Annotated in this window: 19 protein-coding genes and 1 pseudogene; 5 read left to right on the forward strand and 15 right to left on the reverse strand. The window is 49.0% G+C overall.

The annotated features are described in order from the left end of the window. The first annotated feature begins 106 nt into the window (after positions 1-106). On the forward strand, positions 107-1,087 hold the full coding sequence (ydcK, locus tag AABJ99_RS12830) for a YdcK family protein (protein WP_039020858.1): 981 nt from the start codon (positions 107-109) through the stop codon (positions 1,085-1,087). Here ydcK and rimL read toward each other — a convergent pair. The 4 genes from rimL to hglS all read right to left on the reverse strand — a co-directional run bounded on the left by rimL (position 1,079) and on the right by hglS (position 5,268). Next, positions 1,079-1,618, reverse strand: a complete 540-nt coding sequence (rimL, locus tag AABJ99_RS12835; RefSeq protein ID WP_160524456.1) for a 50S ribosomal protein L7/L12-serine acetyltransferase — start codon at positions 1,616-1,618, stop codon at positions 1,079-1,081. The genes ydcK and rimL overlap by 9 nt on opposite strands. Before the next feature lie 62 nt (positions 1,619-1,680). Next, positions 1,681-1,905, reverse strand: coding sequence for a YdcH family protein (ydcH, locus tag AABJ99_RS12840; protein ID WP_001296778.1), 225 nt, complete (start codon positions 1,903-1,905; stop codon positions 1,681-1,683). A 139-nt stretch (positions 1,906-2,044) separates the two neighbouring features. Then, positions 2,045-3,700 (reverse strand): glucan biosynthesis protein OpgD, encoded by a 1,656-nt coding sequence (gene opgD / locus AABJ99_RS12845; protein ID WP_000375956.1) that lies wholly within the window; start codon positions 3,698-3,700, stop codon positions 2,045-2,047. A 224-nt stretch (positions 3,701-3,924) separates the two neighbouring features. Then, positions 3,925-5,268 (reverse strand): 2-oxoadipate dioxygenase/decarboxylase HglS, encoded by a 1,344-nt coding sequence (gene hglS / locus AABJ99_RS12850; protein ID WP_039020856.1) that lies wholly within the window; start codon positions 5,266-5,268, stop codon positions 3,925-3,927. A 216-nt stretch (positions 5,269-5,484) separates the two neighbouring features. Between hglS and ydcI the strand changes: the two genes are divergently transcribed. Next, positions 5,485-6,408 (forward strand): LysR substrate-binding domain-containing protein, encoded by a 924-nt coding sequence (gene ydcI, locus AABJ99_RS12855; protein ID WP_282622145.1) that lies wholly within the window; start codon positions 5,485-5,487, stop codon positions 6,406-6,408. A gap of 36 nt (positions 6,409-6,444) precedes the next feature. Here the strand turns inward: ydcI and trg are convergent, their stop codons facing one another. Continuing rightward, on the reverse strand, positions 6,445-8,085 hold the full coding sequence (gene trg, locus AABJ99_RS12860) for a methyl-accepting chemotaxis protein Trg (RefSeq protein ID WP_039020855.1): 1,641 nt from the start codon (positions 8,083-8,085) through the stop codon (positions 6,445-6,447). A gap of 389 nt (positions 8,086-8,474) precedes the next feature. Between trg and hokB the strand changes: the two genes are divergently transcribed. Continuing rightward, a complete protein-coding gene (gene hokB, locus AABJ99_RS12865; RefSeq protein WP_001309484.1) occupies positions 8,475-8,624 on the forward strand; it encodes a type I toxin-antitoxin system toxin HokB in 150 nt (49 codons plus the stop codon). Here hokB and yncP read toward each other — a convergent pair. The 3 genes from yncP to cybB all read right to left on the reverse strand — a co-directional run bounded on the left by yncP (position 8,602) and on the right by cybB (position 9,643). Continuing rightward, positions 8,602-8,670: a hypothetical protein gene (gene yncP / locus AABJ99_RS12870; RefSeq protein ID WP_212591405.1), complete on the reverse strand. Its 69-nt coding sequence runs from the start codon at positions 8,668-8,670 to the stop codon at positions 8,602-8,604. The two genes, hokB and yncP, sit on opposite strands and share 23 nt — an antisense overlap. A 25-nt stretch (positions 8,671-8,695) precedes the next feature. Further along, complete coding sequence (locus AABJ99_RS12875) at positions 8,696-8,869, reverse strand: periplasmic protein (RefSeq protein ID WP_000731833.1); 174 nt, start codon at positions 8,867-8,869, stop codon at positions 8,696-8,698. Between the two features lie 243 nt (positions 8,870-9,112). Beyond that, on the reverse strand, positions 9,113-9,643 hold the full coding sequence (cybB, locus tag AABJ99_RS12880) for a cytochrome b561 (RefSeq protein ID WP_039020854.1): 531 nt from the start codon (positions 9,641-9,643) through the stop codon (positions 9,113-9,115). A 188-nt stretch (positions 9,644-9,831) separates the two neighbouring features. On the opposite strand from cybB, the gene gap reads away from it, so the two are divergent. Further along, the gene (gene gap, locus AABJ99_RS12885) at positions 9,832-10,833 is read left to right on the forward strand and encodes a type I glyceraldehyde-3-phosphate dehydrogenase (protein ID WP_039020853.1); all 1,002 of its coding nucleotides are present in this window, start codon (positions 9,832-9,834) and stop codon (positions 10,831-10,833) included. A gap of 41 nt (positions 10,834-10,874) precedes the next feature. Here gap and aldA read toward each other — a convergent pair whose 3' ends face one another. From aldA to hrpA, 5 genes and pseudogenes are all read right to left on the reverse strand, one after another. After that, complete coding sequence (gene aldA / locus AABJ99_RS12890) at positions 10,875-12,314, reverse strand: aldehyde dehydrogenase (protein ID WP_039020852.1); 1,440 nt, start codon at positions 12,312-12,314, stop codon at positions 10,875-10,877. A gap of 196 nt (positions 12,315-12,510) precedes the next feature. Then, positions 12,511-13,311 carry a DUF218 domain-containing protein YdcF gene (gene ydcF / locus AABJ99_RS12895; protein WP_039020851.1) on the reverse strand — a complete coding sequence of 267 codons (801 nt, stop codon included), beginning with the start codon at positions 13,309-13,311 and terminating at the stop codon, positions 12,511-12,513. Between the two features lie 115 nt (positions 13,312-13,426). Continuing rightward, positions 13,427-13,492: pseudogene (locus tag AABJ99_RS25030) on the reverse strand (hypothetical protein); the annotation flags it as partial. Positions 13,493-13,724: 232 nt separating this feature from the next. Continuing rightward, positions 13,725-14,582, reverse strand: coding sequence for a DUF2262 domain-containing protein (locus tag AABJ99_RS12900; RefSeq protein ID WP_039020850.1), 858 nt, complete (start codon positions 14,580-14,582; stop codon positions 13,725-13,727). Positions 14,583-14,794: 212 nt separating this feature from the next. Next, the gene (gene hrpA / locus AABJ99_RS12905; RefSeq protein ID WP_039020849.1) at positions 14,795-18,697 is read right to left on the reverse strand and encodes an ATP-dependent RNA helicase HrpA; all 3,903 of its coding nucleotides are present in this window, start codon (positions 18,695-18,697) and stop codon (positions 14,795-14,797) included. Positions 18,698-18,897: 200 nt separating this feature from the next. On the opposite strand from hrpA, the gene azoR reads away from it, so the two are divergent. Beyond that, the gene (gene azoR, locus AABJ99_RS12910) at positions 18,898-19,503 is read left to right on the forward strand and encodes an FMN-dependent NADH-azoreductase (RefSeq protein WP_000048948.1); all 606 of its coding nucleotides are present in this window, start codon (positions 18,898-18,900) and stop codon (positions 19,501-19,503) included. Positions 19,504-19,556: 53 nt separating this feature from the next. On the opposite strand, the gene ynbD is transcribed toward azoR, so the two are convergent. Continuing rightward, positions 19,557-20,873: a phosphatase PAP2/dual specificity phosphatase family protein gene (gene ynbD, locus AABJ99_RS12915; protein WP_052247473.1), complete on the reverse strand. Its 1,317-nt coding sequence runs from the start codon at positions 20,871-20,873 to the stop codon at positions 19,557-19,559. After that, positions 20,863-22,620, reverse strand: coding sequence for a bifunctional alpha/beta hydrolase/class I SAM-dependent methyltransferase (ynbC, locus tag AABJ99_RS12920; RefSeq protein WP_039020847.1), 1,758 nt, complete (start codon positions 22,618-22,620; stop codon positions 20,863-20,865). The genes ynbD and ynbC overlap by 11 nt, the downstream gene beginning before the upstream one ends. Positions 22,621-22,624 lie beyond the last annotated feature (4 nt).

Raw genomic sequence — 22,624 nt, forward strand, 5'->3', positions numbered from 1 at the left:
TTAATTTATAAAGTATATTTGAAATACATTTTATGGAATTTTCTCGAGCATAGCCAGAGCCGCAGAATTTGCTACGGTTATAGTAAGTCACCTGTGGGAAAACGCTATGCGCAAATATCGTCTAAGTGAAGAACAGCGAGCCTTTAGTTATCAGGATGATGGCACTAAAAAAAGTGTGTTATTACGGCAAATTATCGCCATGAGCGATTTTAACGATGTGATAGCAGGAACCGCTGGCGGCTGGATCGATCGCGAAACGGTGTTAGCACAGGAAGGAAATTGCTGGATTTACGACCAGAATGCTATTGCGTTCGGCGGAACGGTGATTTCCGGTAATACGCGTATCACCGGCACCAGCGTCCTTTGGGGAGAGGTTTACGCAACGGATAACGTCTGGATCGATAATAGTGAAGTCAGTCAGGGTGCATACATAAGTGACAGTGTCACCATTCGTGACTCATTAGTTTGCGGTCAATGTAGAATATTTGGTCACGCCTTAATTGATCAACATTCTATGCTCGTCGCCGCGCAAGGCTTAACCTCCGACCATCAACTCCTGCTACAAATTTATGATCGCGCAAGGGTTAGCGCCTCGCGTATTGTCCACCAGGCACAAATTTATGGCGATGCCGTCGTCCGGTATGCTTTTATTGAACATCGCGCCGAAGTTTTTGATTTTGCCAGTATTGAAGGTAATGAAGAGAACAACGTCTGGCTATGCGATTGCGCTAAAGTCTACGGTCACGCGCAGGTGAAAGCTGGCATAGAAGAAGATGCCATTCCGACAATTCATTACAGTTCGCAGGTAGCGGAATATGCCATTGTGGAAGGTAATTGTGTGTTAAAACATCATGTCTTGATTGGCGGAAAGGCAGTGGTACGTGGCGGACCGATTCTGCTCGACGAGCACGTTGTAATACAAGGTGAGAGCCGTATTACAGGTGCGGTGATAATTGAAAACCATGTGGAGTTGACCGACCACGCCGTCGTTGAAGCCTTTGATGGCGACACGGTTCATGTCCGTGGTCCAAAAGTCATTAACGGCGAAGAGCGCATTACGCGAACGCCGCTGGCAGGGTTATTGTGAATCGATAATACGCGCGTATAAGTTCACATCATCATAGGCATCATTCAGAAACTCAGCCTGTTTCAGGCAACCTTCAAGGATAAAACCATTGCGCAAAGCGACCTGGTTGCTTTGCGCATTATCCACCCGACATTTGATCACGAAGCGTCTAAGTTCACCAGACTGAGCGTAATGATGAATCAATGCCTGCAGCGCCTGAGAAATGATCCCCTGCCCCTGATGAGATTCGTCCAGCCAGTAGCCGATTTCAGCGGTTTTATTCAGTGGTTCAATACGATTAAACGAGATAACGCCGATAAGTTGATCTTCTTTGAAAATCATGAACATTTTGGCATAGCCGCGTTGATGCAACATTACATTGCCCTGCACCGTTTTTCGCGTGTCCTCTTCACTTTGAACAAACTGCGGCCAGTTTAGCGACTGCTGTAACCAGGTTCTATTTTTACAGATTAACTGATAAAGAGGTGTGACATGACTTTCTGCAACAGCATGTAATTCAAGTGATTCACTTACTTTTATCGTTTCAGCCATCTTATCTCCAGTCAATCCATGCAGTTGTTAAAAAAGCCGCCTGGCTGGCGGCTTAGGAAAGTTTACACCTCTTTGACGCTCTCCTGCTGCAGGATTTTGAGCATCTCATCTTTTAACTGTAGCTTTTGTTTTTTCATGCGGACCACTTCCGCATTGTACCCTCGACCGTCGGAACCTTCCTTTCTGGCAATTTCATGATCAAGTTTATTGTGTTTATCGAACAAGGACATAAAGCGAGGATTTTCGTTTTTCAGACGGGATATTAAATCTCGGTATTCTGGAAACATACGCACTCCCTGTTAGTGGCTGACAAGGTGTATCTGAAATACACACCATCAGATTACTCATTTAACTTAGGGAAAAATGCGAGCGGGATCGTGTTTAACCAGACGGCACCTCCCGAAGAAGGTGCCGAAGAAAAAACGATTAACTCATCACGCGGTCGTCAACATACTGACGTTTATCCGGCGCTGGCGGGAAATACTGATACAGCCATGTTTCACTGATAGCGTCGCCCTGACAACGCAGATACATCCGCATATCGACCGGATCAGTGGAGTCCGAAGTCGGATACCAGTCAAACTGAATACGATAACCATCAATGGGTTCAATATAGAGAATTTCGATTTGCTTCGCTTCCCCACTGGAAAGCGTAATCACCGGCTCAATGCCTTTTGGTGCGGCAGCTTTCAGATCACCACCAACGAAATCGACGGCAAAACGACGCGCCCATTTTTCGGGATAGTGTTCACCAGGCGCCCAACCTTCCGGGAAACCGCCCATGCCGGTACGCGTTGCCATAACGCGCGCTAATGGGCAATGAACAGGCGGTTGCGCACTCCAGTACAGACGATACTGGAATGCAAACTCATCACCCGCTTTTACAGCTTTTTCTGGCTGCCAGAAGCAGACAATGTTATCCAGCGTTTCGCCCGTTGTTGGGATTTCCATCAGGCCGATGGTGCCCTTACCCCACTTGTTACGCGGTTCCACCCACAGACTTGGGCGTTTGTTATACCAGCCCATAATGTCCTGATAATGAGAGAAATCACGATCCAGTTGCAATAAACCAAACCCTTTCGGATTGTTGTCGGTGTAAGCATTGAACTGCAATTTTTGCGGATTATTCAGCGGACGGCAAATCCACTCGCCGTTGCCCCGCCACATGGACAGACGATCAGAGTCATGGATTTGCGGATGAATGGTGTCGCACATCCGACGTTCATTAGTGCCGCAGCTGAACATGCTGGTCATCGGCGCAATGCCCAGCTGTTTAATGTCTTTGCGCGCATACAGGTGATTTTCCACATCCATAATCACCTGACTTTTCTCACAATGGATAGTGAACTTATAGGCACCAGTAATGCTGGCGCTATCGAGCAACGCATAAACGGTAAAGGTGGTTGCCCCCGGTTTTACCGTATCAAACCAGAAGGCGGTAAAGTCGGGGAACTCTTCTTTACTGTCGGTGTAAGTGTCGATCGCCAGGCCGCGAGCCGACAAACCGTATTGATATGTATCATCAACCGCGCGGAAATAACTCGCACCGAGGAATGATACGACATCACGGCGCGCCAGTTCGGGGGCTTTAAACACGCGAAAACCGGCAAAACCGAGATCGCTTTGCCCTTCTAATTGTTTGGTATCAACACCCGCATCGTTGTATTTGAACAACTCCGGGCGAAAGTGAATTTCACGCGCCAGATGTGTTGCGGGATCAACAGAAAACATACGAACGCGGCGACGGAATCCCATTCCCATATGGAAGAACTGAGCGTCCAGTTGACGGTTCTCAACGTTATGCCAGAGCGATTTTTCGGCGTCGTATTGAATACTGTTATAAGCCTGCGGCGTCATTGTCGCCAGAGTGTCAGGTAACGGACGCGGCGCACCACGCCACGCGGTTTGCGCTAAGTCGTGCGCCATTGACTGTAGAATGGAGAAGTCAAAACGCTGGGTTTGCCCGTCGGCAATATCAGAATCTGCCGCGAATGCCGCCTGAGAAAAAAGAGAAGCAATGCCGCTGGTACCGCACACGGCGGCCATAGCCATTGAACCTTTAATAAATCGTCTACGATCCATACCTGAAAGTGAGTCCTTCTGGTGTTGTGAATGGTCCCGCGCTGGTCGTTTTCAGCGGCAAGAAAGTGCTTATTTATGACCGCTCACTCTAGACAATATTTATTAATAATCCAATTGCTGAACTCAGAGAATATGCATTAATCGGCAATTTTTTTATGTCGATGGGATGAGCCTGATTCGTTTGTAAAATCAGGCAAATTTTTGCAAAGGCGGATGGTCAGAATTTAAAGCAAACCACAGCGACGTTTACTGCGTTCTTCCGCTTCCTGATAAAGCTGGAACTCATCCAAAACCGGGCAGCCCAACGCCTGCTCAAATGCTTCGCGACTGGCATTACCGTGACAGCGTGCCTGCGTTTCATTACCCAGATTTGACTGGAAGATCCCCGCCGCGCTAACGGGCAAGAAATCTTCATAGGTAATGGGTTGCGCCACTATCCAACCACGTTCAATTAAGGGCTGTGGATCGTCTCCGGGATGAATCGCCTGACGATGCGCCTCACCTGAAGGCGTCAGACGGTACCGGAACCATGCCAACCCTTGCTGACGCATTAAAAACTCACTGTCAGGAAAAGTGCGGAAGGTTTCCTGTAAATGCATTTGGTGAGTGAGATTATCCTGCCCGGTTCCAGCGTTCCGCAGTAGATCATCATACAGTTGTCGTCCTTTCGGCGTTAATGCCACGCCACGCTGCTCTATTTCACCAAAGCGCGCGGTATGCGTGCCCTGTTTCTGCCCTGCAAACAACACCGTCTCTTCCAGTGCTTTAAAGCTGGTCTGGCGTAGTAAAATCGGTACCTCGCGGCGCGGCGGTCCCTCGATCAGAATTTTGGGTTCAATTCCGCATTCAGGCATCATCGACTGCACCCGGTCAATATCCAGCGTACGTGGCGTCAGGTGGTTGATATGGCATCCAGGAAAACAGACCACATCAGCAATCAGCCGATGTTCGTTGTGCAAGGCGCGATAGGTTACTTCATCCACCGTTGCTGACTGGTGCCAGCGAAACGTTTCCAGGGCTTCCTGCACAAACTCCTGTGCCTGTGTTTCGTTAAAACCGCCCCGCTGCTCATACTCCTCTAACAGTTGTCGACAACGTGGGGTGAAGATATCGCGCTGACGCAGAATCTCCGCCGCTTTCTGGCGCAAAAATTCGTTCTCGATAAGCTCCAGGCGGAGTAATGAGGTAAAAACGCGGAAGGGATTACGCGCCAGAGAAGCATCATCAATGGGCCGAAATGCTGTGGAATGTACCGGCACGCCCGCCTGCGAGAGATCATAATAGCTCACCGGGTACATCCCCATAATGGCAAACATCCGCCGAAGAGTAGCAAGCTCTTGGGCAGTCCCAACGCGAATTGCCCCATGACGTTCAACATTCAGTCGCGCCAGCTCGTCTGCATTTACCATTTTTTCGTGCAGTTGAGGATTGTTTTCCAGCACAGCCAGATTCACATCAGCTACCAGTTCCAGCAGCGTGCCGTACTGCGGAACTTCTTGCTGGTACATGGCTGACATTGCCTGCGAAAACTGTTCCCGAATCTCATCCGCCGTGATGCTGTTCGCCATAATGTCTGCCTCCAGTGGTCAGTAATCTGGAGTGTAGGTAACCACATTCACTCTGGCGGGAAGAATTTACAAACTGTGATCTCGCCGCGAAAACATCAATATTATCCATTTTCCTGTAACACAATTGCTTTAATTGTTAATAATATTTTGCAATCAAGTTATCATAATCAAACAACTTCACTTGTCAGCGACACTGCTTCGTTTTTAACATCGCTTATGGAAAAAAATAGTCTGTTTAGTCAGCGCATCCGTTTGCGCCACCTTCATACATTCGTAGCTGTTGCACAACAAGGAACTTTGGGGCGCGCAGCTGAAACCCTTAATTTGAGTCAACCTGCGCTCTCCAAGACATTGAATGAACTAGAGCAATTGACAGGTGCTCGCTTGTTTGAGCGTGGTCGTCAGGGGGCGCAACTTACCTTACCCGGCGAACAATTTTTAACTCATGCAGTCAGAGTTCTTGACGCTATTAACACTGCCGGACAGTCGCTTCATCGTAAAGAAGGTCTTAACAATGATGTCGTCAGGGTAGGTGCATTACCTACCGCGGCGCTGGGGATATTACCTTCAGTTATAGGTCAGTTTCATCAGCAACAAAAAGAGACGACCTTGCAAGTTGCGACAATGAGTAACCCTATGATTCTGGCAGGTTTGAAGACCGGCGAAATCGATATCGGGATTAGTCGAATGTCAGATCCCGAACTGATGACCGGGCTTAATTATGAATTGCTGTTTCTTGAATCGCTGAAGTTGGTCGTTCGTCCCAATCACCCACTGCTTCAAGAGAACGTAACGCTAAGTCGGGTGCTGGAATGGCCGGTCGTTGTATCACCAGAAGGTACTGCACCACGCCAGCATTCAGATGCATTAGTGCAGAGCCAGGGCTGTAAAATTCCTTCGGGCTGTATCGAAACGCTGTCTGCTTCGCTATCTCGCCAGCTTACGGTTGAATACGACTACGTGTGGTTTGTTCCATCTGGCGCTGTAAAAGACGACCTGCGTCATGCCACGCTGGTGGCCCTGCCTGTTCCGGGGCATGGTGCAGGCGAACCGATCGGAATATTGACCCGCGTAGATGCGACGTTCTCTTCCGGTTGCCAATTGATGATTAACGCTATTCGAAAATCAATGCCGTTCTGAAAAGTAAGGGATCTTTCGATCCCTTCTTTGATATTTTCACGCTGTTGCGAAACTAACAGACTCACCAGCTCCGCGTGGTTCTGCCAACACAGAATGTTTGTTCAGGCGGAAAACGTCTACCGCCTCAGTTAATCGTGCAGCCTGTTCTTCAAGGGATAGCGCCGCCGCAGAAGCCTCTTCTACCAGAGAAGCATTCTGTTGCGTCACCTTATCCATTTCGGAAATCGCCTGGCTCACCTGCGTTATGCCTCTACTTTGTTCATCCGAGGCGGCGGCAATCTCCTGCATGATATGTGTGACACTCGCGACGGCATCAACAATCGTGCTCATGGTTTTCCCTGCCGTTGCCACTTCAACCGACCCCAGATCAATTAACCTGACTGATTCACTGATCAAGCCTTCAATCTCTTTCGCCGCCTGGGCGCTGCGACTTGCGAGTGTCCGTACTTCGCTGGCGACAACGGCAAATCCACGTCCTTGCTCACCCGCTCGCGCGGCTTCAACGGCAGCATTCAGCGCTAGAATATTTGTCTGGAAAGCAATGCTGTTGATGACGGCGGTGATCTCGGAAATTTTCTTTGAACTCGTGGAGATTGCTCCCATCGTTCTAACTACACCGGAAACCGTCTCCCCGCCATCGCTGGCTTTAATGGAAGCCTCTTGCGCCAGTTTGCTGGCATGATGCGCGTTATCCGCATTCTGTTTCACCGTCGCAGTGAGTTGCTCCATGCTAGCGGCAGTTTGTTCGATTGCCGCCGCTTGTTCTTCGGTGCGAGATGAAAGGTCCGCATTGCCAGCGGAAATTTCGCTGGTGCCACGATAAATCTCTTCCGCGCCCTGTCGAACAGTCCCGACTGTCATCCCCAGTGAATGCTGCATTTGCTGTAAATGATGACTTAAGCGACCGATTTCATTACGACCCGCCGGTTCATCATTCATCGTCAGATCGCCACTGGCAATTTTTTCAATCCGTTGTGCGGCATGTTGCAGTGGACGAATGACGATCCGACGTAGCACCATAAATGTTATCAGCGTCATGACCACGGCAAGCACAAACGCGCCAATCATAAACATCACACCCAGGCGGGTACGCTGATGGGCCTGTTCCGCCAGTTGGTTGGCTCTGGTGCTACGTATCTTAACGGCTTTGTTCAAAATATCGGTATAAGCATTATCCAGCGGTCGGATCTGCTCACTTTCATGATTGATAATCGCTTCAAACATGCCATTTTTGGCATATTTCAACATAGGTTGCATACCCGTGATATAAGCCTGGAAACGTTGATTTAATTCAGCGTCGAGAGCTTCATCAGCAGGTGTTTTCACCGGCCGACTCTGGTAAGCCCGATAACCTTGCTGCGACTGTTTAATCTCCGATTCGGCTTGCGCAATATTTCGCTTCATTGCTTCCATTTCCGCAATACGACTCGCCGCCCCGGCCTGAATCATATTGATCCGGGCCGAACGCAAAAAATCTGAGCTGTTCGCTAACCCGGTCCGAATCTCAATCTCCGCAGTCACATCACGCTGATCGCGATCGGCCTGCCAGAGGAAATAGCCAGCCAGGGCTGAACTCAAGGCAAACAGAAGTAAGATACCGCCAAGAATGCAGGCAAATAACGGAACCAGCCTGATGTGATGCAAAAAACTTAATCGCTGTGAGGGAGTTGTATTCATTACCGTTGTCTCTCGTCCAGGTTTACTCCTGATAGAAAGTCATCGGCACTTGACGGTAATTACTTATGACCAAAAACCTCTTTGCGTCACATTTTTACAACAATTATGGCAGAGAAGAATAATGCCATTGGAATGAAGAGAGTAACGAACGGCTAAACCGAATGACGAAAAATTCTGGAAAACAGCACGCAATTTCGTCAAGTGATTATTTTCGTCCCTAAGGAAACCTCATAGGATGCCTGCGGGTGCCTGAGACTTTCTGTTTTCAGGCTAACCGGGAATCAGAAAGACGAAGGCCCCGACCGATATTTCTATCAACCGAGGCCAACGAATGAACCAAGCAATTCAGATGTTAGCCTCTTACCCGCCATCCGGCAAGGAGAAAGGCTATGAAGCGCAACCCTCTGGTGGTGTGTCTGCTCATTATCTGCATTACGATTCTGACATTCACACTCCTGACCCGACAAACGCTCTACGAACTGCGGTTCCGGGACGGTGATAAGGAGGTTGCTGCGCTCATGGCCTGCACGTCCAGGTAAGGGCAAGCGCGGGGATTTTCCCCGCGCATCTGACTAGCAGATTCATTTTCTCATGGCACCCCTTTTATACTTCAGTTAGTGCATGTTTTTTTCGATGCACTAATAGAACCATCATTACAGACAAATTTGCCGCCTGCTGTACAGTGAGAGATCCCCCCTTTCGAACCAGAACAGGGTTTGCGCCCGGCATCGGCATAAAAGGAAACAAGCGTTCCCATAAACAAGATAAGTGCCAGTTTTTTCATATAACCTCCATGATTTATCGAATCTTATGTTCGATTTGAACATTATACGCTGGTTTATTTTGATACCGTGATGAGATCAAAGATCGGGTGAATTGATTAAAGATAAGCCAGATGGACGTATGGACAAGGATTATGGTTTTATTTGTCATACAAATAAATATAATAGGCGCTTCCGATGTAGGCCCGTACTCTTCGCCTGTACCGCGGGTCGGTTTTAGTACAGGCGTTTTCTTTAAAGATCCTTCAGGAACGTTTACGCGGCATCATGCGTAGAAGTGTGTTGTCCTTCCAGAAATAGTGGTGTGCCAGTGCAGCTGCAGCGTGCAACCCGATGACAAAATATCCCAGATTCGCCAGCGTCTCATGCCACCACTTTAAGCTATCAACCCGTTCGAAATTGGCCTCTGCTGCGTAAGGCATTGTCATACCAAACGCAAACCACGGGTTGCCCCGGTTATACATCATGACCAAACCAATCACTGGCAGCGCAATAAACAGGAGATAGATCACCAAATGTCCCAAATGTGCCAGTCCCGTCATCATCGGTTTTGGTTTAGGTACAATCGGCGGAGTCGGGTTTTTAAGCCTTAACAAAAGACGAACAACCATCAGCACGAGAATTGAGATGCCACAGGAAACATGAATCATGTTGATGAGCGGCCGATCGCTACGTGGGAAGAAACCACGAAACTCCATTGCGCAATACGCTGCGATAACCAACAAAAAGACCAGCCAGTGAATGCTGATTTGTAACCTTGAGTATTTATTTTCCATAACATTTCCTGCTTTAAAACAATTTGCCGTTAACATAACGAGCTTTTCTTAAAATTTCATTAAATATTGTTCACCCGTTTTCAGTACGTTACGTTCCACGGCAAGAATGTAGATTGCCCATCCCGCCATCCTGGTCTAAGCCTGGAAAGGATCAATTTTCATCCGAACGTTCCTGACAGGAGAAGACCATGAGTAAAGTTGGTATTAACGGTTTTGGTCGTATCGGTCGACTGGTGTTGCGTCGATTACTTGAAGTCAAAAGTAACATAGACATTGTCGCTATTAATGATCTCACTTCCCCAAAAATTCTCGCCTACCTGCTGAAACATGATTCAAACTACGGACCGTTCCCCTGGAGCGTTGATTTTACGGAAGATTCACTTATCGTTGATGGAAAAAGTATCGCGGTTTACGCCGAAAAAGAGGCTAAAAATATTCCATGGAAAGCGAAAGGCGCAGAAATCATTGTCGAATGTACTGGCTTTTATACCTCCGCCGAGAAATCGCAGGCGCACCTTGATGCTGGTGCGAAGAAGGTGTTGATTTCCGCCCCTGCCGGTGAAATGAAAACCATCGTTTATAACGTCAATGACGACACACTGGATAGCAACGACACCATTGTTTCCGTGGCGTCATGCACCACTAACTGTCTTGCACCGATGGCCAAAGCCTTGCACGACAGTTTCGGAATAGAAGTCGGCACGATGACGACCATTCATGCCTATACTGGCACCCAGTCACTGGTGGATGGCCCGCGAGGTAAAGATCTACGAGCTTCACGTGCAGCGGCAGAAAATATCATTCCCCACACTACAGGCGCGGCAAAAGCCATTGGTCTGGTGATCCCAGAACTGAGCGGCAAACTGAAAGGTCATGCGCAACGCGTACCCGTGAAAACAGGTTCGGTCACTGAGCTGGTTTCCATTCTCGGAAAAAAAGTGACTGCCGAAGAGGTGAACAGCGCGCTTAAAAAGGCGACAAATAATAACGAGTCATTTGGTTATACCGATGAAGAAATAGTTTCTTCCGATATCATTGGCAGCCATTTCGGTTCGGTGTTTGATGCCACGCAAACGGAAATTACCGCCGTGGGCGATTTACAACTGGTGAAAACGGTCGCCTGGTACGATAACGAATATGGCTTCGTCACACAGCTTATTCGCACCCTCGAAAAATTCGCTAAACTCTGACGCGCACAGGCGGAGGAAAATACCTCCGCCTCTTTCTCTCATTACGACTGTAAATAAACCACCTGGGTTTGCAAATATTCATGTAAGCCATGTTTACCATCTGCTCCGCCAATACCGGATTTACGCCATCCGGCGTGGAAGCCTTGCATAGCTTCAAAGTTTTCACGGTTGATGTAAGTTTCACCAAACTTCAGCCCTTTAATGGCTTTCATCGCGACGTTCAGATTTTGGGTATAGAGTGATGAGGTCAGGCCGTAATCACTGTCATTAGCCATTGCGATAGCCTCTTCCAGCGTGTCAAATGCGACCACTGGCAGCACCGGGCCAAAGGTTTCCTCGTGCATAATCGACATTTCCTGACGAACATCCAGTAGCAATGTCGGCGGATAATAATATCCTTTCCCCTCTACTGCCTTGCCCCCCAACGCCACTCTCGCCCCCTCTTCGACTGCGCGCGCCACTTTTTGCTCGACCCTTTCCAGCGCCGCGGCGTTAATCAACGGCCCCATCGCAATGTCGTTGCGTTCAGCGGGATTACCAAATTGAACCGCCTGCATCGCTTCACCCAGCCGATTGACGAACTGATCATAAATGCCTTTCTGTACATAAACACGTTCTGCACAGTTACACACTTGCCCACTATTAATGACGCGTGAATCAACGATGGCTTTGACTGCCAGTTCAAGATCGGCATCGTCCATTACGATAGCTGGTGCTTTACCACCCAATTCCAGACACACTTTTGTGATATTTTTTGCTGCAGTCGCCATGATCTTTTCACCTGCAGAGACGCTGCCTGTCATACTGACCATTGCGACCTTTGGGTTACCCGCCAGTTCTTGCCCAACAGTTTCACCACGCCCCAGCACAAGGTTAAACACACCGCGTGGAAGGCCTATTTCATCGACAATTTTGGCAAAAGCAATCGCATTGTTTGGCGTAAATTCACTGGGTTTAATGACGATGGTATTACCGGTCAAAAGAGCGGGAGCCATTTTGCGGGCAATGAGGAAGAACGGGAAGTTCCACGGCAGAATGCCGGTAGTCACGCCAAGTGCACGTTTAAACAGAAGAATATTTTCTCCTGGACGATCGCTTTGAATAATCTCGCCTTCATAACGCCGTGCCCACTCCGCCATGTAATCGATATAGTCCGCAGTAAAAGCCACTTCGACTTCAGACAGCTGCTGAATCTTGCCCCCTTCTTCAACAATCAGCGCACTGATTTCACCGGCTCGTTCGCGGATCCCGGCGGAGATTTTGCGCAACCAACTGGCGCGTTCAATGGCAGGCAACGCTTCCCATTCTGGTTGTGCACGTTCTGCTGCATCGATTGCCTTACGGGCATCTTCAGCCTGACCATCGGGAATGCGGGAAATGACCGCCTCTGTTGCGGGGTTAACCACATCAATCCATGCGTCTCCACGCCAGGTAACAAACTGTCCATCGATATACATAGGATGTTGAACGGGTACTGACATGGGAGACTCCTGTGATTTATATGTTTGTTTTTGGTAAATGCATTGTTAATTAACATCAATCATCATAGAGACGGCATCGTGAAAGGACAATTCTGTGAAGGGCTTCATAAAAACAAGTGTAAAAGGAATAAAAGGCAGAAATAAACGTCAGGAGTCATGCCCGTTTGCAAACAAATGGTTAACAAACGGGCAATTTTTAACGTAACGAGCGACTTTCCATCGCCTCGATGAGCACCGCATCGTGTTTCAGCGTTTGCCATGCCTGGATGACTTCTGCCGGAAAATCAACGTGAACGATAAAATCTCGCCCGCGTGGACCGTAGCCATCGCTATCATCGCGTAAACGTGGCAGCTCACCAGTGAGTAGTGAGAGATAACGCTCAACCGGCCATAATCCTTCTAACTGGTTAATAAAGATTACACTGTCTTCGTTATTTCCCAACTGAGGAACGAATCCGGGATAACTTAACCAACGAGGTGCGTCTGGATTGTCACCGGTAATACGACGGAACGTCGCCATTGTGCGCCGCTGCATGGTGGGATCCTGTACAACAATAGCGGTGTGAACTCGTTCTACGGCCTGATTCAGTAGAGCAATGCTAAAGCGTGCGTTTTCACCGCAGTTTGTTGACTGGTCTTCAATCCAGATTTTTTCATGCGGAATGTGCCAGAACTGATGAGCGATATCCGCCAGGATGGTAGCTTCTGCTCTGCCAGTGGTGCGGATAGTGTTGTAGTGCGGATGCTGTGCGATGGCGCTATACAAAAAAGTTGTCGAGTGACCGATACCACCACTAATCAGTAGAGGAATTTGCTGATCGCGGGCAATCTTACATGCCGCATCGATAGTCGGTATAACCGCATTGCCTGCAAGGATCACGCAATCGGCCTGATACGGCACCTCACCGGAGAAATCATCCTGCGCCAGCCACTGACCGATAACATTTATGGCATCTATGGTTGCAGTCGAAAGTTTGGGAAACGGGGTAATGTTCATGGTTCCTCCTTATCGTTCCCTTAAGAATACTGCGTGAGATAATAATGAGAAGCGGAGCACTCTGAAAGGAAGATGATGCTTTTTCTATCGCGCCATCGCGAACCAGACACTGGTTTTAGTCATACTGTATTTGCGGAGAAACTGTTGATAAAACATCAATAACATAATGTTCTATCATTTTTAAATGACAGATAATCTGGTGTGATATTTATATAATATTCATTCTTATATTTCTCAATCAAGGGAACATTTGGTATCCAGTGTATCATCCTCATCAACCAGATGTGTTATAAGCACTTTACCTCGTTAATTTTAATATTACGAGTTACAGGACAAAACATCACTCGCATTTAGTCCAGTAACTCGTAGTAGCCAGAGTATACATACCCATTGATAAAATGCCTGGCAATAAATTAACCCGCTATACTCGCACTCGTCGGCCCTGTTTCAATACTACCCACAATATCAATAATGTGACCCCAGAACATATCATCATCGTTATAATATAATGAATAATCTCCATTATAATCCATAGCCAACTCAACAAGATTTATTCTGCTAACAAACATATCTTCTGTAATTTCTTCATCTTCTTCATCTTGAAGCCAGTCATTGGCCAATTCAGTTAATTGTTCTGCAGCATATTGGCGGAACTCCTGATCTTTTTGTTGCATATGACTACATAAAAATCGCAGATTTTCAAAAGCCTGTTGCCAGGTATATCTATCATTCTTATCTACTTCCATAGATACAGAAATATTCTGATCATTCCATTTCACTTCCCCGCTAAAACAGGAGTAGTCTTTATTAAGCACGAAAGTCCCCAATTGCTGATCTTCAACAACAACTGGTTTGCGATATTCTTTCTGAATATTGAGCAGTTCCTCACACTGAACATGACTTTCAAGAACCTCAAGAACATAAAACCGATTATAAAACTCGGCTAACTTTCCTTCCGGCACGGTCCTGTCAATCAAATCTCGTACTCTCAGGCGATATATACCACCAGACTGCATATTAAACGGCCACGCACAGCCTTGAGTTTTCTCATTTTCTTCTGTTATCAACCAGTTGAGTCGTCCATCTCCAACGTGAATTTCTCCCGTAGTCAGACTCTTCCAGGCGAGTAAGTGTTCAACCGCTGTCCAGTAATTATCACCGTTACTCTTACCCACGCCACCGCCAGTATCACTAAGAAGAACGATAATTTCTTCTTCTGTATCTTTAAATGTATGACTAAATTTTTTGTATTCTTCAGAATTTAAGTCCATTTTTGCCCCGGTGAAAAATAAATTTGATCAATAACATTGAGTGCCGCAGTAAAGAATGTGTTATCGATAATTCAAAAATGACTGCGTACGCCACAAGCCTACTCCCCACGCGACGTAAGGAGTACCGCCCTTGCTATTTTTCAGAATTCATAAAGAAAAAACCCGGCGCTAAATGCTGACCGGGTTTTAGATTTATCAGGTAAATAGCAGGATTAACCGCTAATCTGCTCCATCGCCTGCAAAATACGCTTATCCGAAATCGGATAAGGCGTACCAAGTTGTTGAGCGAAGTAGCTGACGCGCAGCTCTTCTATCATCCAGCGGATCTCTTTCACGTCTTCATCCTCACGACGTGCAGGCGGCAGTTTGTTGATCCATTGCTGCCACGCCTGCTGGACGTTTTCAACTTTCAGCATCTGAGCACGGTCACGGTGCGGGTCAACCGCCAGTTTTTCCAGACGCTTTTCAATCGCCTGCAAATAACGCAGCGTGTCGCCCAGCCGTTTGAAGCCATTACCAGTGACAAAACCGCGATACACCAGCCCACCCATCTGCGCTTTAATGTCAGAAAGCCCCAGCGCCATGGTCATATCCACCCGTCCTTTCAGGCGTTTGTTGATATTGAACACTGCCGTAAGGATTTGCTCGACCTGCTTCGCAATATCCACCACCGTGTCGTTCAGTTCAGCGCGGACTTTTTCATGAAGCGCAGCAAAGCCTTCTTCCGTCCAGACCGGGCCGCCCGCCTCATCAATCAATTTATCAACACCGCAGGAGATGCAGTCGTCAATAAGATCCAGCACTTTACCGTACGGGTTAAAGTAGAGACCCAGCTTTGCTTTATTCGGCAGTTTCTCATGCAGATATTTAATTGGCGACGGAATGTTCAGCAGCAGCAAGCGACGCAAACCACGCCACATAGCCTGCTGTTGTTCCTGCGGGTTATCAAAAAGCTTAATCGCTACGCTGTCACGCTCATCCACCAGCGCAGGCCAGGCCTTCACTTTGTAGTTGCCACGTTTCTGCTCGTAGTGATCCGGTAAATTACCGAAGCTCCAGATATGTAACCCGCTTTGCTCAATACCATCATCGGCAACGGCGGAAAGCGTTTCCTGCACTTTGCCTTTCAGGGCGTCTTTCAGATCCTGTAATGAGCGCCCTTCTTTTAGCTTCTTATTTTTGTCATCCACCACACGGAAGGTGATTTTCAGGTGATCGGGCACCTGATCCCAGTGCCAGTCTTCGCGGTCAACGGTAACGCCGGTCATCCGCCGTAGCTCGCGCTCAAGGCTGTCGAGCAACGGCAGTTCCAGCGGCGTGACGCGACCTAAAAACGCTTCGGCGTAGTTTGGCGCGGGCACAAAATTACGCCGTACCGGTTTCGGCAACGATTTGATTAGAGCAATCACCAGTTCACGGCGCAGGCCGGGGATCTGCCACTCAAACCCGCTTTCCTCAACCTGGTTAAGTAACGGCAGCGGAATATGCACGGTCACACCGTCAGCATCCGCCCCCGGCTCAAACTGATAGCTTAAACGCAGCTTGAGATTACCCTGATGCCAAAAGTTCGGGTAATCCAGCTTGCTGATTTTTTCCGCCCCTTCTTTGATCAACATGCTCTTTTCAAAGTTGAGCAAATCAGGTGTTTCGCGGCTGACTTTTTTCCACCAACTATCAAAGTGACGTGCAGAGATCACATCATGGCTGATGCGCTGGTCGTAGAACTCAAACAACGTTTCGTCATCCACCAGAATATCGCGGCGACGTGATTTGTGTTCCAGTTCTTCCACTTCTGCCCGTAGTTTCAGGTTTTCACGGAAGAATGCGTGACGCGTCTGCCAGTCACCTTCCACCAGCGCGTGGCGAATAAAAAGTTCACGGCACAACGCAGGATCAATCTGGCTGTAGTTGACCTTACGCGCAGCAACAATCGGCAACCCGTAAACGGTGACTTTTTCCGTTGCCATCACCGCGCCCTGCGCCCGTTCCCAGTGCGGTTCGCTGTAGGAGCGTTTAATCAAATGCTGGGCAACTGGCTCTACCCATTCCGGATCGATACGTGCCGCAATGCGCCCCCACAGGCGGCTGGTTTCTACCAGTTCCGCCACCATTGCCCATTTCGGCGGCTTCTTGAATAAACCAGAACCGGGGAAGATGGAGAAACGCGCGTTACGTGCGCCGGTATATTCCTGTTTATCGGCATCTTTCATGCCGATATGCGAAAGCAAACCTGTCAGTAAGGCGATGTGAATTTCGCGATACTCCGCCGGTTCGCTGTTAACCGGAATGCCAAGTTCTTTCACCACCTGGCGCAACTGGGTGTAGATATCCTGCCATTCGCGCACGCGCAGATAGTTAAGGTAATCGGTACGGCACAGGCGACGGAAGGCGTTTGAAGAGAGCGCCTTTTGCTGCTCGCCGAGATAATTCCACAGATTTACAAACGCCAGGAAGTCGGATTCTTTATCGTGGAAGCGACGATGTTTTTCGTCCGATGCCTGCTGCTTGTCCATTGGCCGCTCACGCGGGTCCTGAATAGAGAGCGCGGACGTGATAATCATCGCCTCACGCACGCAGCCATGTTTCTGCGCTTCCAGCACCATTCGCGCCAGACGTGGGTCGACAGGCAGTTGCGAGAGCTGGCGACCGAGCGGCGTCAGTTTATAGGCGCTGGCCTGTTCATCAGTGGTGATCGCGCCCAGCTCTTCGAGCAGACGCACGCCATCCTGGATATTGCGTTTATCCGGCGCTTCGACAAACGGGAACGCGGCGATATCGCCCAGCCCCAGCGCGGTCATCTGCAAAATAACCGAGGCCAGGTTGGTACGCAGAATCTCCGGATCGGTAAACTCCGGGCGCGAGAGGAAATCGTCTTCGGAATAAAGACGAATGCAGATCCCTTCTGACACACGACCACAGCGGCCTTTACGCTGATTAGCTGAAGCCTGCGAAATGGGCTCAATCGGCAAACGCTGCACTTTGGTGCGATAGCTGTAGCGGCTGATACGCGCCGTACCTGGGTCGATAACGTATTTAATCCCCGGCACGGTCAGCGACGTTTCAGCGACGTTAGTCGCCAGCACAATGCGCCGTCCGCTGTGCGACTGGAAGACGCGGTTCTGCTCGCTGTTCGAAAGCCGTGCATAAAGCGGAAGAATTTCCGTATGGCGTAAGTTCAGCTTGTTCAGCGCATCGGCGGTATCGCGAATTTCTCGCTCGCCGCTCATAAAAATCAGAATGTCGCCAGGGCTTTCCTGGCTCAGTTCATCTACGGCATCGAAAATCGCCTGCAACTGGTCGCGCTCGGTGTCATCAGCTTCTTCAACAATCGGGCGATAGCGCACCTCCACCGGATAGGTCCGACCGGAGACTTCGATAATCGGCGCATTATTAAAGTGGCGCGAAAAGCGTTCCGGGTCGATAGTCGCGGAAGTGATAATGATTTTTAGGTCAGGACGCCGCGGCAGCAACTCTTTCAAATAGCCGAGCAGAAAATCGATATTCAGGCTGCGTTCGTGCGCTTCGTCAATAATGATGGTGTCGTACTGCATCAGCAGGCGGTCTTGCTGGATCTCCGCCAGCAGGATACCGTCGGTCATCAGCTTGACCATCGTGTTATCACTTACGTGATCGCTGAAACGCACTTTATACCCGATGCAACCGCCCGGCTCCGTTTTCAGCTCTTCCGCAATACGGTTCGCCACCGTTCGTGCCGCCAGACGACGCGGCTGGGTATGGCCGATCAGCCCTTTAATCCCGCGGCCCAGCTCCATACAGATTTTCGGTAGCTGAGTCGTTTTACCGGAACCCGTTTCCCCGGCGACGATCACCACCTGGTGATCACGGATTGCTTCGAGAATGTCCTGCTTTTTCTGACTAACCGGCAAATTGTCTGGATAAGTGATTTCCGGTCGTACTGCTTCACGCAGCAGGACTTTCCCTGCCGCCTGGTCAATCTCTTTCGCCATCTCCTGGAAAATGGCCTGTTGTGCATCAGGATTTTTAACCTTCTTCACGCCGTGCAGACGGCGGGAAAAACGCAGTCTGTCACGCAGCATCAGCGAATCCAACCGTTGCTGCAAGGCCGTAAAGGTCAATTTTTGTTGTTCTGTCATAACGTTAGTGGGCAGTAGGCTGCCTGATTAATTTTCTTTTAAATGATAGATATAGAGTACCACATCGCGGCTTTCTATGCGTTGTTCAATAAATTCGAACATAGGCTTCGATTTATTGCGCTATCTCTGTGGCAGGATTGTGAATAAAGTGTCAACAAGCAACGGGGCATCGCCCATTCAAACATCTATAAGGAAACACCATGAGCAAGGTATTAGTTCTTAAATCCAGCATCCTGGCAGGGTACTCTCAGTCTAATCAGTTGTCCGATTATTTTGTTGAACAATGGCGCGAAAAGCACTCCGCTGATGAAATCACCGTGCGTGACCTGGCTGCAAATCCGATTCCGGTACTGGATGGCGAACTGGTTGGTGCACTGCGTCCGAGCGATGCGCCGCTGACTCCGCGTCAGCAGGAAGCTCTGGCGCTTTCCGATGAGCTGATTGCCGAGCTGAAAGCCCACGACGTTATCGTTATTGCGGCACCGATGTATAACTTCAACATCTCAACTCAGTTGAAAAACTATTTTGACCTGGTGGCACGTGCAGGCGTTACTTTCCGCTATACCGAGAACGGTCCGGAAGGTCTGGTAACGGGTAAAAAAGCCATCGTGATTACCAGCCGCGGTGGGATCCATAAAGATGGCCCAACGGATCTGGTAACGCCGTATCTGTCCACATTCCTGGGCTTTATCGGCATTACCGATGTGAAATTTGTCTTCGCCGAAGGGATCGCGTACGGCCCGGAAATGGCAGCGAAAGCGCAGTCTGACGCGAAAGCAGCCATCGACAGTATTGTTGCTGCATAACCGGACACTATTTTGATGTGGACTGTAGATATTCAGTCCACATCTCAATCCACTTACCTGTTTTCCCACAATCTCAGCATCGCTTTGTGCTCGTCTGTCAGCACAATCTGCGGGCGTCTGACGCGAATATAGTTAATCGCTTCATCAACGGTTTTACAGTGTCCGTAACATAACAGCCATGCGGCCACCACCAGCGCACTGCGCGATAATCCCAACGCGCAATGGACCAGAATGCTGCCTTGCTCTTTGCGTAATGTTTCCAGCATCGCCACGGCCTGTCGGAGCTCCCCCTCTTCCGGAACCACCAGATCCAACATCGGTACACAAAAATAGAGTCGATCTTTTGTCGCGCGTCCGCGAGGGAATTCAAAGGTGACGTCCAGAACTGCATTCTGTGCCGGAATATGTCGTGGAAACGTCCCTAAATAAACACCCGCAGTAATTTCGCTCACCGGCTCCAGCCGACGACAAAACCAGTGCATCGATATCCACATACCGATGCGCCAGGGCAACGTCAGCCAGTAAACGGCAGGCGGGAGTTTCCCCTGACTATCTTTCCCTGTTGTTATCGCGCCAAGCCCACCGTACCCACGGCCAATAATGAGTAGCGATAATACTGGCCAACATAACCAGACTGACCACCGTAACTGATTCATCATCATTAGCGTCATCAATACTATGCACGAACACGCGCCTACGACATATGGCAGTGCTATTTTGATTCGACGTTGATCAGGTATCTGATAATTCCAGCGACGGTCGACGGGCACCATCCAGTCAATCAACATACCTACCGCCAGCCCTGTGATGACATCAATAAAATGATGCTGCCAGGTCGTCAGCGTAGAAATAGCGATGAGTAAAAACCATCCGCCACAGACTTTACGCCACCTCACAGCCAGATGCTGACGATAGTGACGCCAAATTAGCCAGCAGAGAATAATATGCAGCGAAGGGGACTGGTTATAAGGCAGATCAAACAGTTCAAGTTGCAAAAATAGCCATCCCGTCACCCCACTCACTTCAGGGCGGATAAAACTAAACTTCAGCGGATAGAGCAAAAAACCGCAACAGGCCATTACCGTTGCCAGAATAAGCCGGTGGACCAGTCGGCGCTGTTCGAATGTCGAGCGACAAACGAACAGCGAAAATCCATATAAAAGATCCAGACTCCAGTAAGGAACAATAGTCCAGGGAAGAAAAGGGATCGCCGTTTCCCAACCGAATACCTGACTGGGGATATCATGATTGTTAAGATCCTGAAACGCGGTGAACTGATTAAGAAATCCATATGTGAAGAAGAAAAACGGGGCCAGCACCAATAACCAGCCAGCTCCTTGTAGCAATACGCTCCGGCGTTCAGTTATCACGACGCACCGCCATCGAAACCGTAAAAATACCCCACTCATCAATCCGTTGTGTGCATTTATCAAATCCTGCATTACGCACGAGCGAATCCATCTCCCCTTGCGAACGCACGCGCATTACCCACGGTTTACCATCTTTATGACTGGTTAACACCCCGGCAATCAGCTCCAGTTGTGGGTGCCACGGCTGCCCGGTGTAGATAAGAATGCCACCCGGTTCGATGGCATTGGCAAGACCAGCGAGGGAGTTTTTTACCTGCTCGTTTTCGGGAAAAAGCTCATACAGGCCAGAGACAATCGCCAACGTAGGCCGCGGAGTTAACGCGCTGAGTTCTGCCGTATTAAACGCATCGCCCTGTTCAAAACGCGCCCGCCCAGACATTCCCTTTTGGGCAATCATCTCTTGCCCCTGTGCAACATTTAACTCACTGTAATCACGTAACAAAATATCGCTTACGGCAGGCTCGTTTGCCAGCGCATCCAGTACATAGCGCCCATGCCCTGCGGCAATGTCAACCACGCGGACGGCTAAACCTTTGGCGTGGAGATCGGCAACGGCTTGTTTAATCAGCATTTGTAAATGGGCTTTGCGCTGGCGAATACCGCGCCAGCCAACACTGTTCAGGTAGATTTTGTCGATAAAACGCCCGAATGCGTTACTGCCTTGCGGTTGATTTTGATAAACATAATCCAGCGAACTGCCTGAATCAAAGCCGGTGCTCATTCCGAGATGCAGGCCCGCAGATTGCGCCCCGAACAGTTTCATCGCCTTTCGCATAAAGCGATACGCCAAATCAACTGGCGATAATTGCACGGGTCCACCAGAAAGGAGCCGCCATCGATCCGCAGATGGTCCTGTGCGGTCTTCATGCTGATAATCAAATTTTTGCGACTTGTTAGCATATAAACGGCTGATAAAACTTTGCATTTTTTCAAATGCCTGCGCCCTGTTCTCTTCACCCAACGTGTCGTGATAAAAGCCCGGCAGCAGATGCAGCTCTTTCAGAGGGCTACGTAATCTCTGATAAAAATCAATCTGCGGTTGGCGATGTACCACATAGTCATCGCCCGATATCAATAGTTGCGTGGGGAGCGTAATCGCCGCCGCATCGCTAACAATACGTTCAGACGTTTTATAGAGATCGAGCAAGATATTGACGGCAATCGCCCGTGTGATCAGCGGATCATTATTGAAACTCGCTACCCGTTCCCAATCGTGGGTCAAATAGCATCCTTTCACATAGGAATTAATAAAAAACAGACCACGCAGACGATGCCATAACGCCAGCGCAGGACGTGCCAGCGGCACATACAATTTAACCTTAAAGGCAGGAGAAGCCAGCACCAGCCCGCGAATTGCAGGCGCATAATCATGAACCCATGTGGCAACCAGCACTGCGCCGACACTTTGCGCGATCACAACCACCTCTTCCAGTCCAACCTGGCTGTCGCTGGCAGCAAAACGGACAAATTCATCGACATCCTGCACAGAGCGCATAAGAGATGGGCTATAACCACGCGGCCCCGAAGTTTGTCCATGCCCTCGGGCATCCCATGCATAAAAAGCAGTATCTGGCATCGCCAGTTCATCAACGATATGTTGTAGACGACCAGAATGTTCATGACCGCGATGAAATAAGACGATGACCTTTTTCACCCCTGGCTGTAAAGCGGGCCAGTGCCGATAAAACAACGCTGTATTATCACTGGTGGTAAAAAAATGTTCCCCAGGGATGCGTGAATTTTCCATTTTC

Origin of the sequence: Escherichia coli, assembly GCF_036503815.1 — a bacterium.
GTDB classification, from domain to species: Bacteria; Pseudomonadota; Gammaproteobacteria; order Enterobacterales; family Enterobacteriaceae; genus Escherichia; species Escherichia coli_F.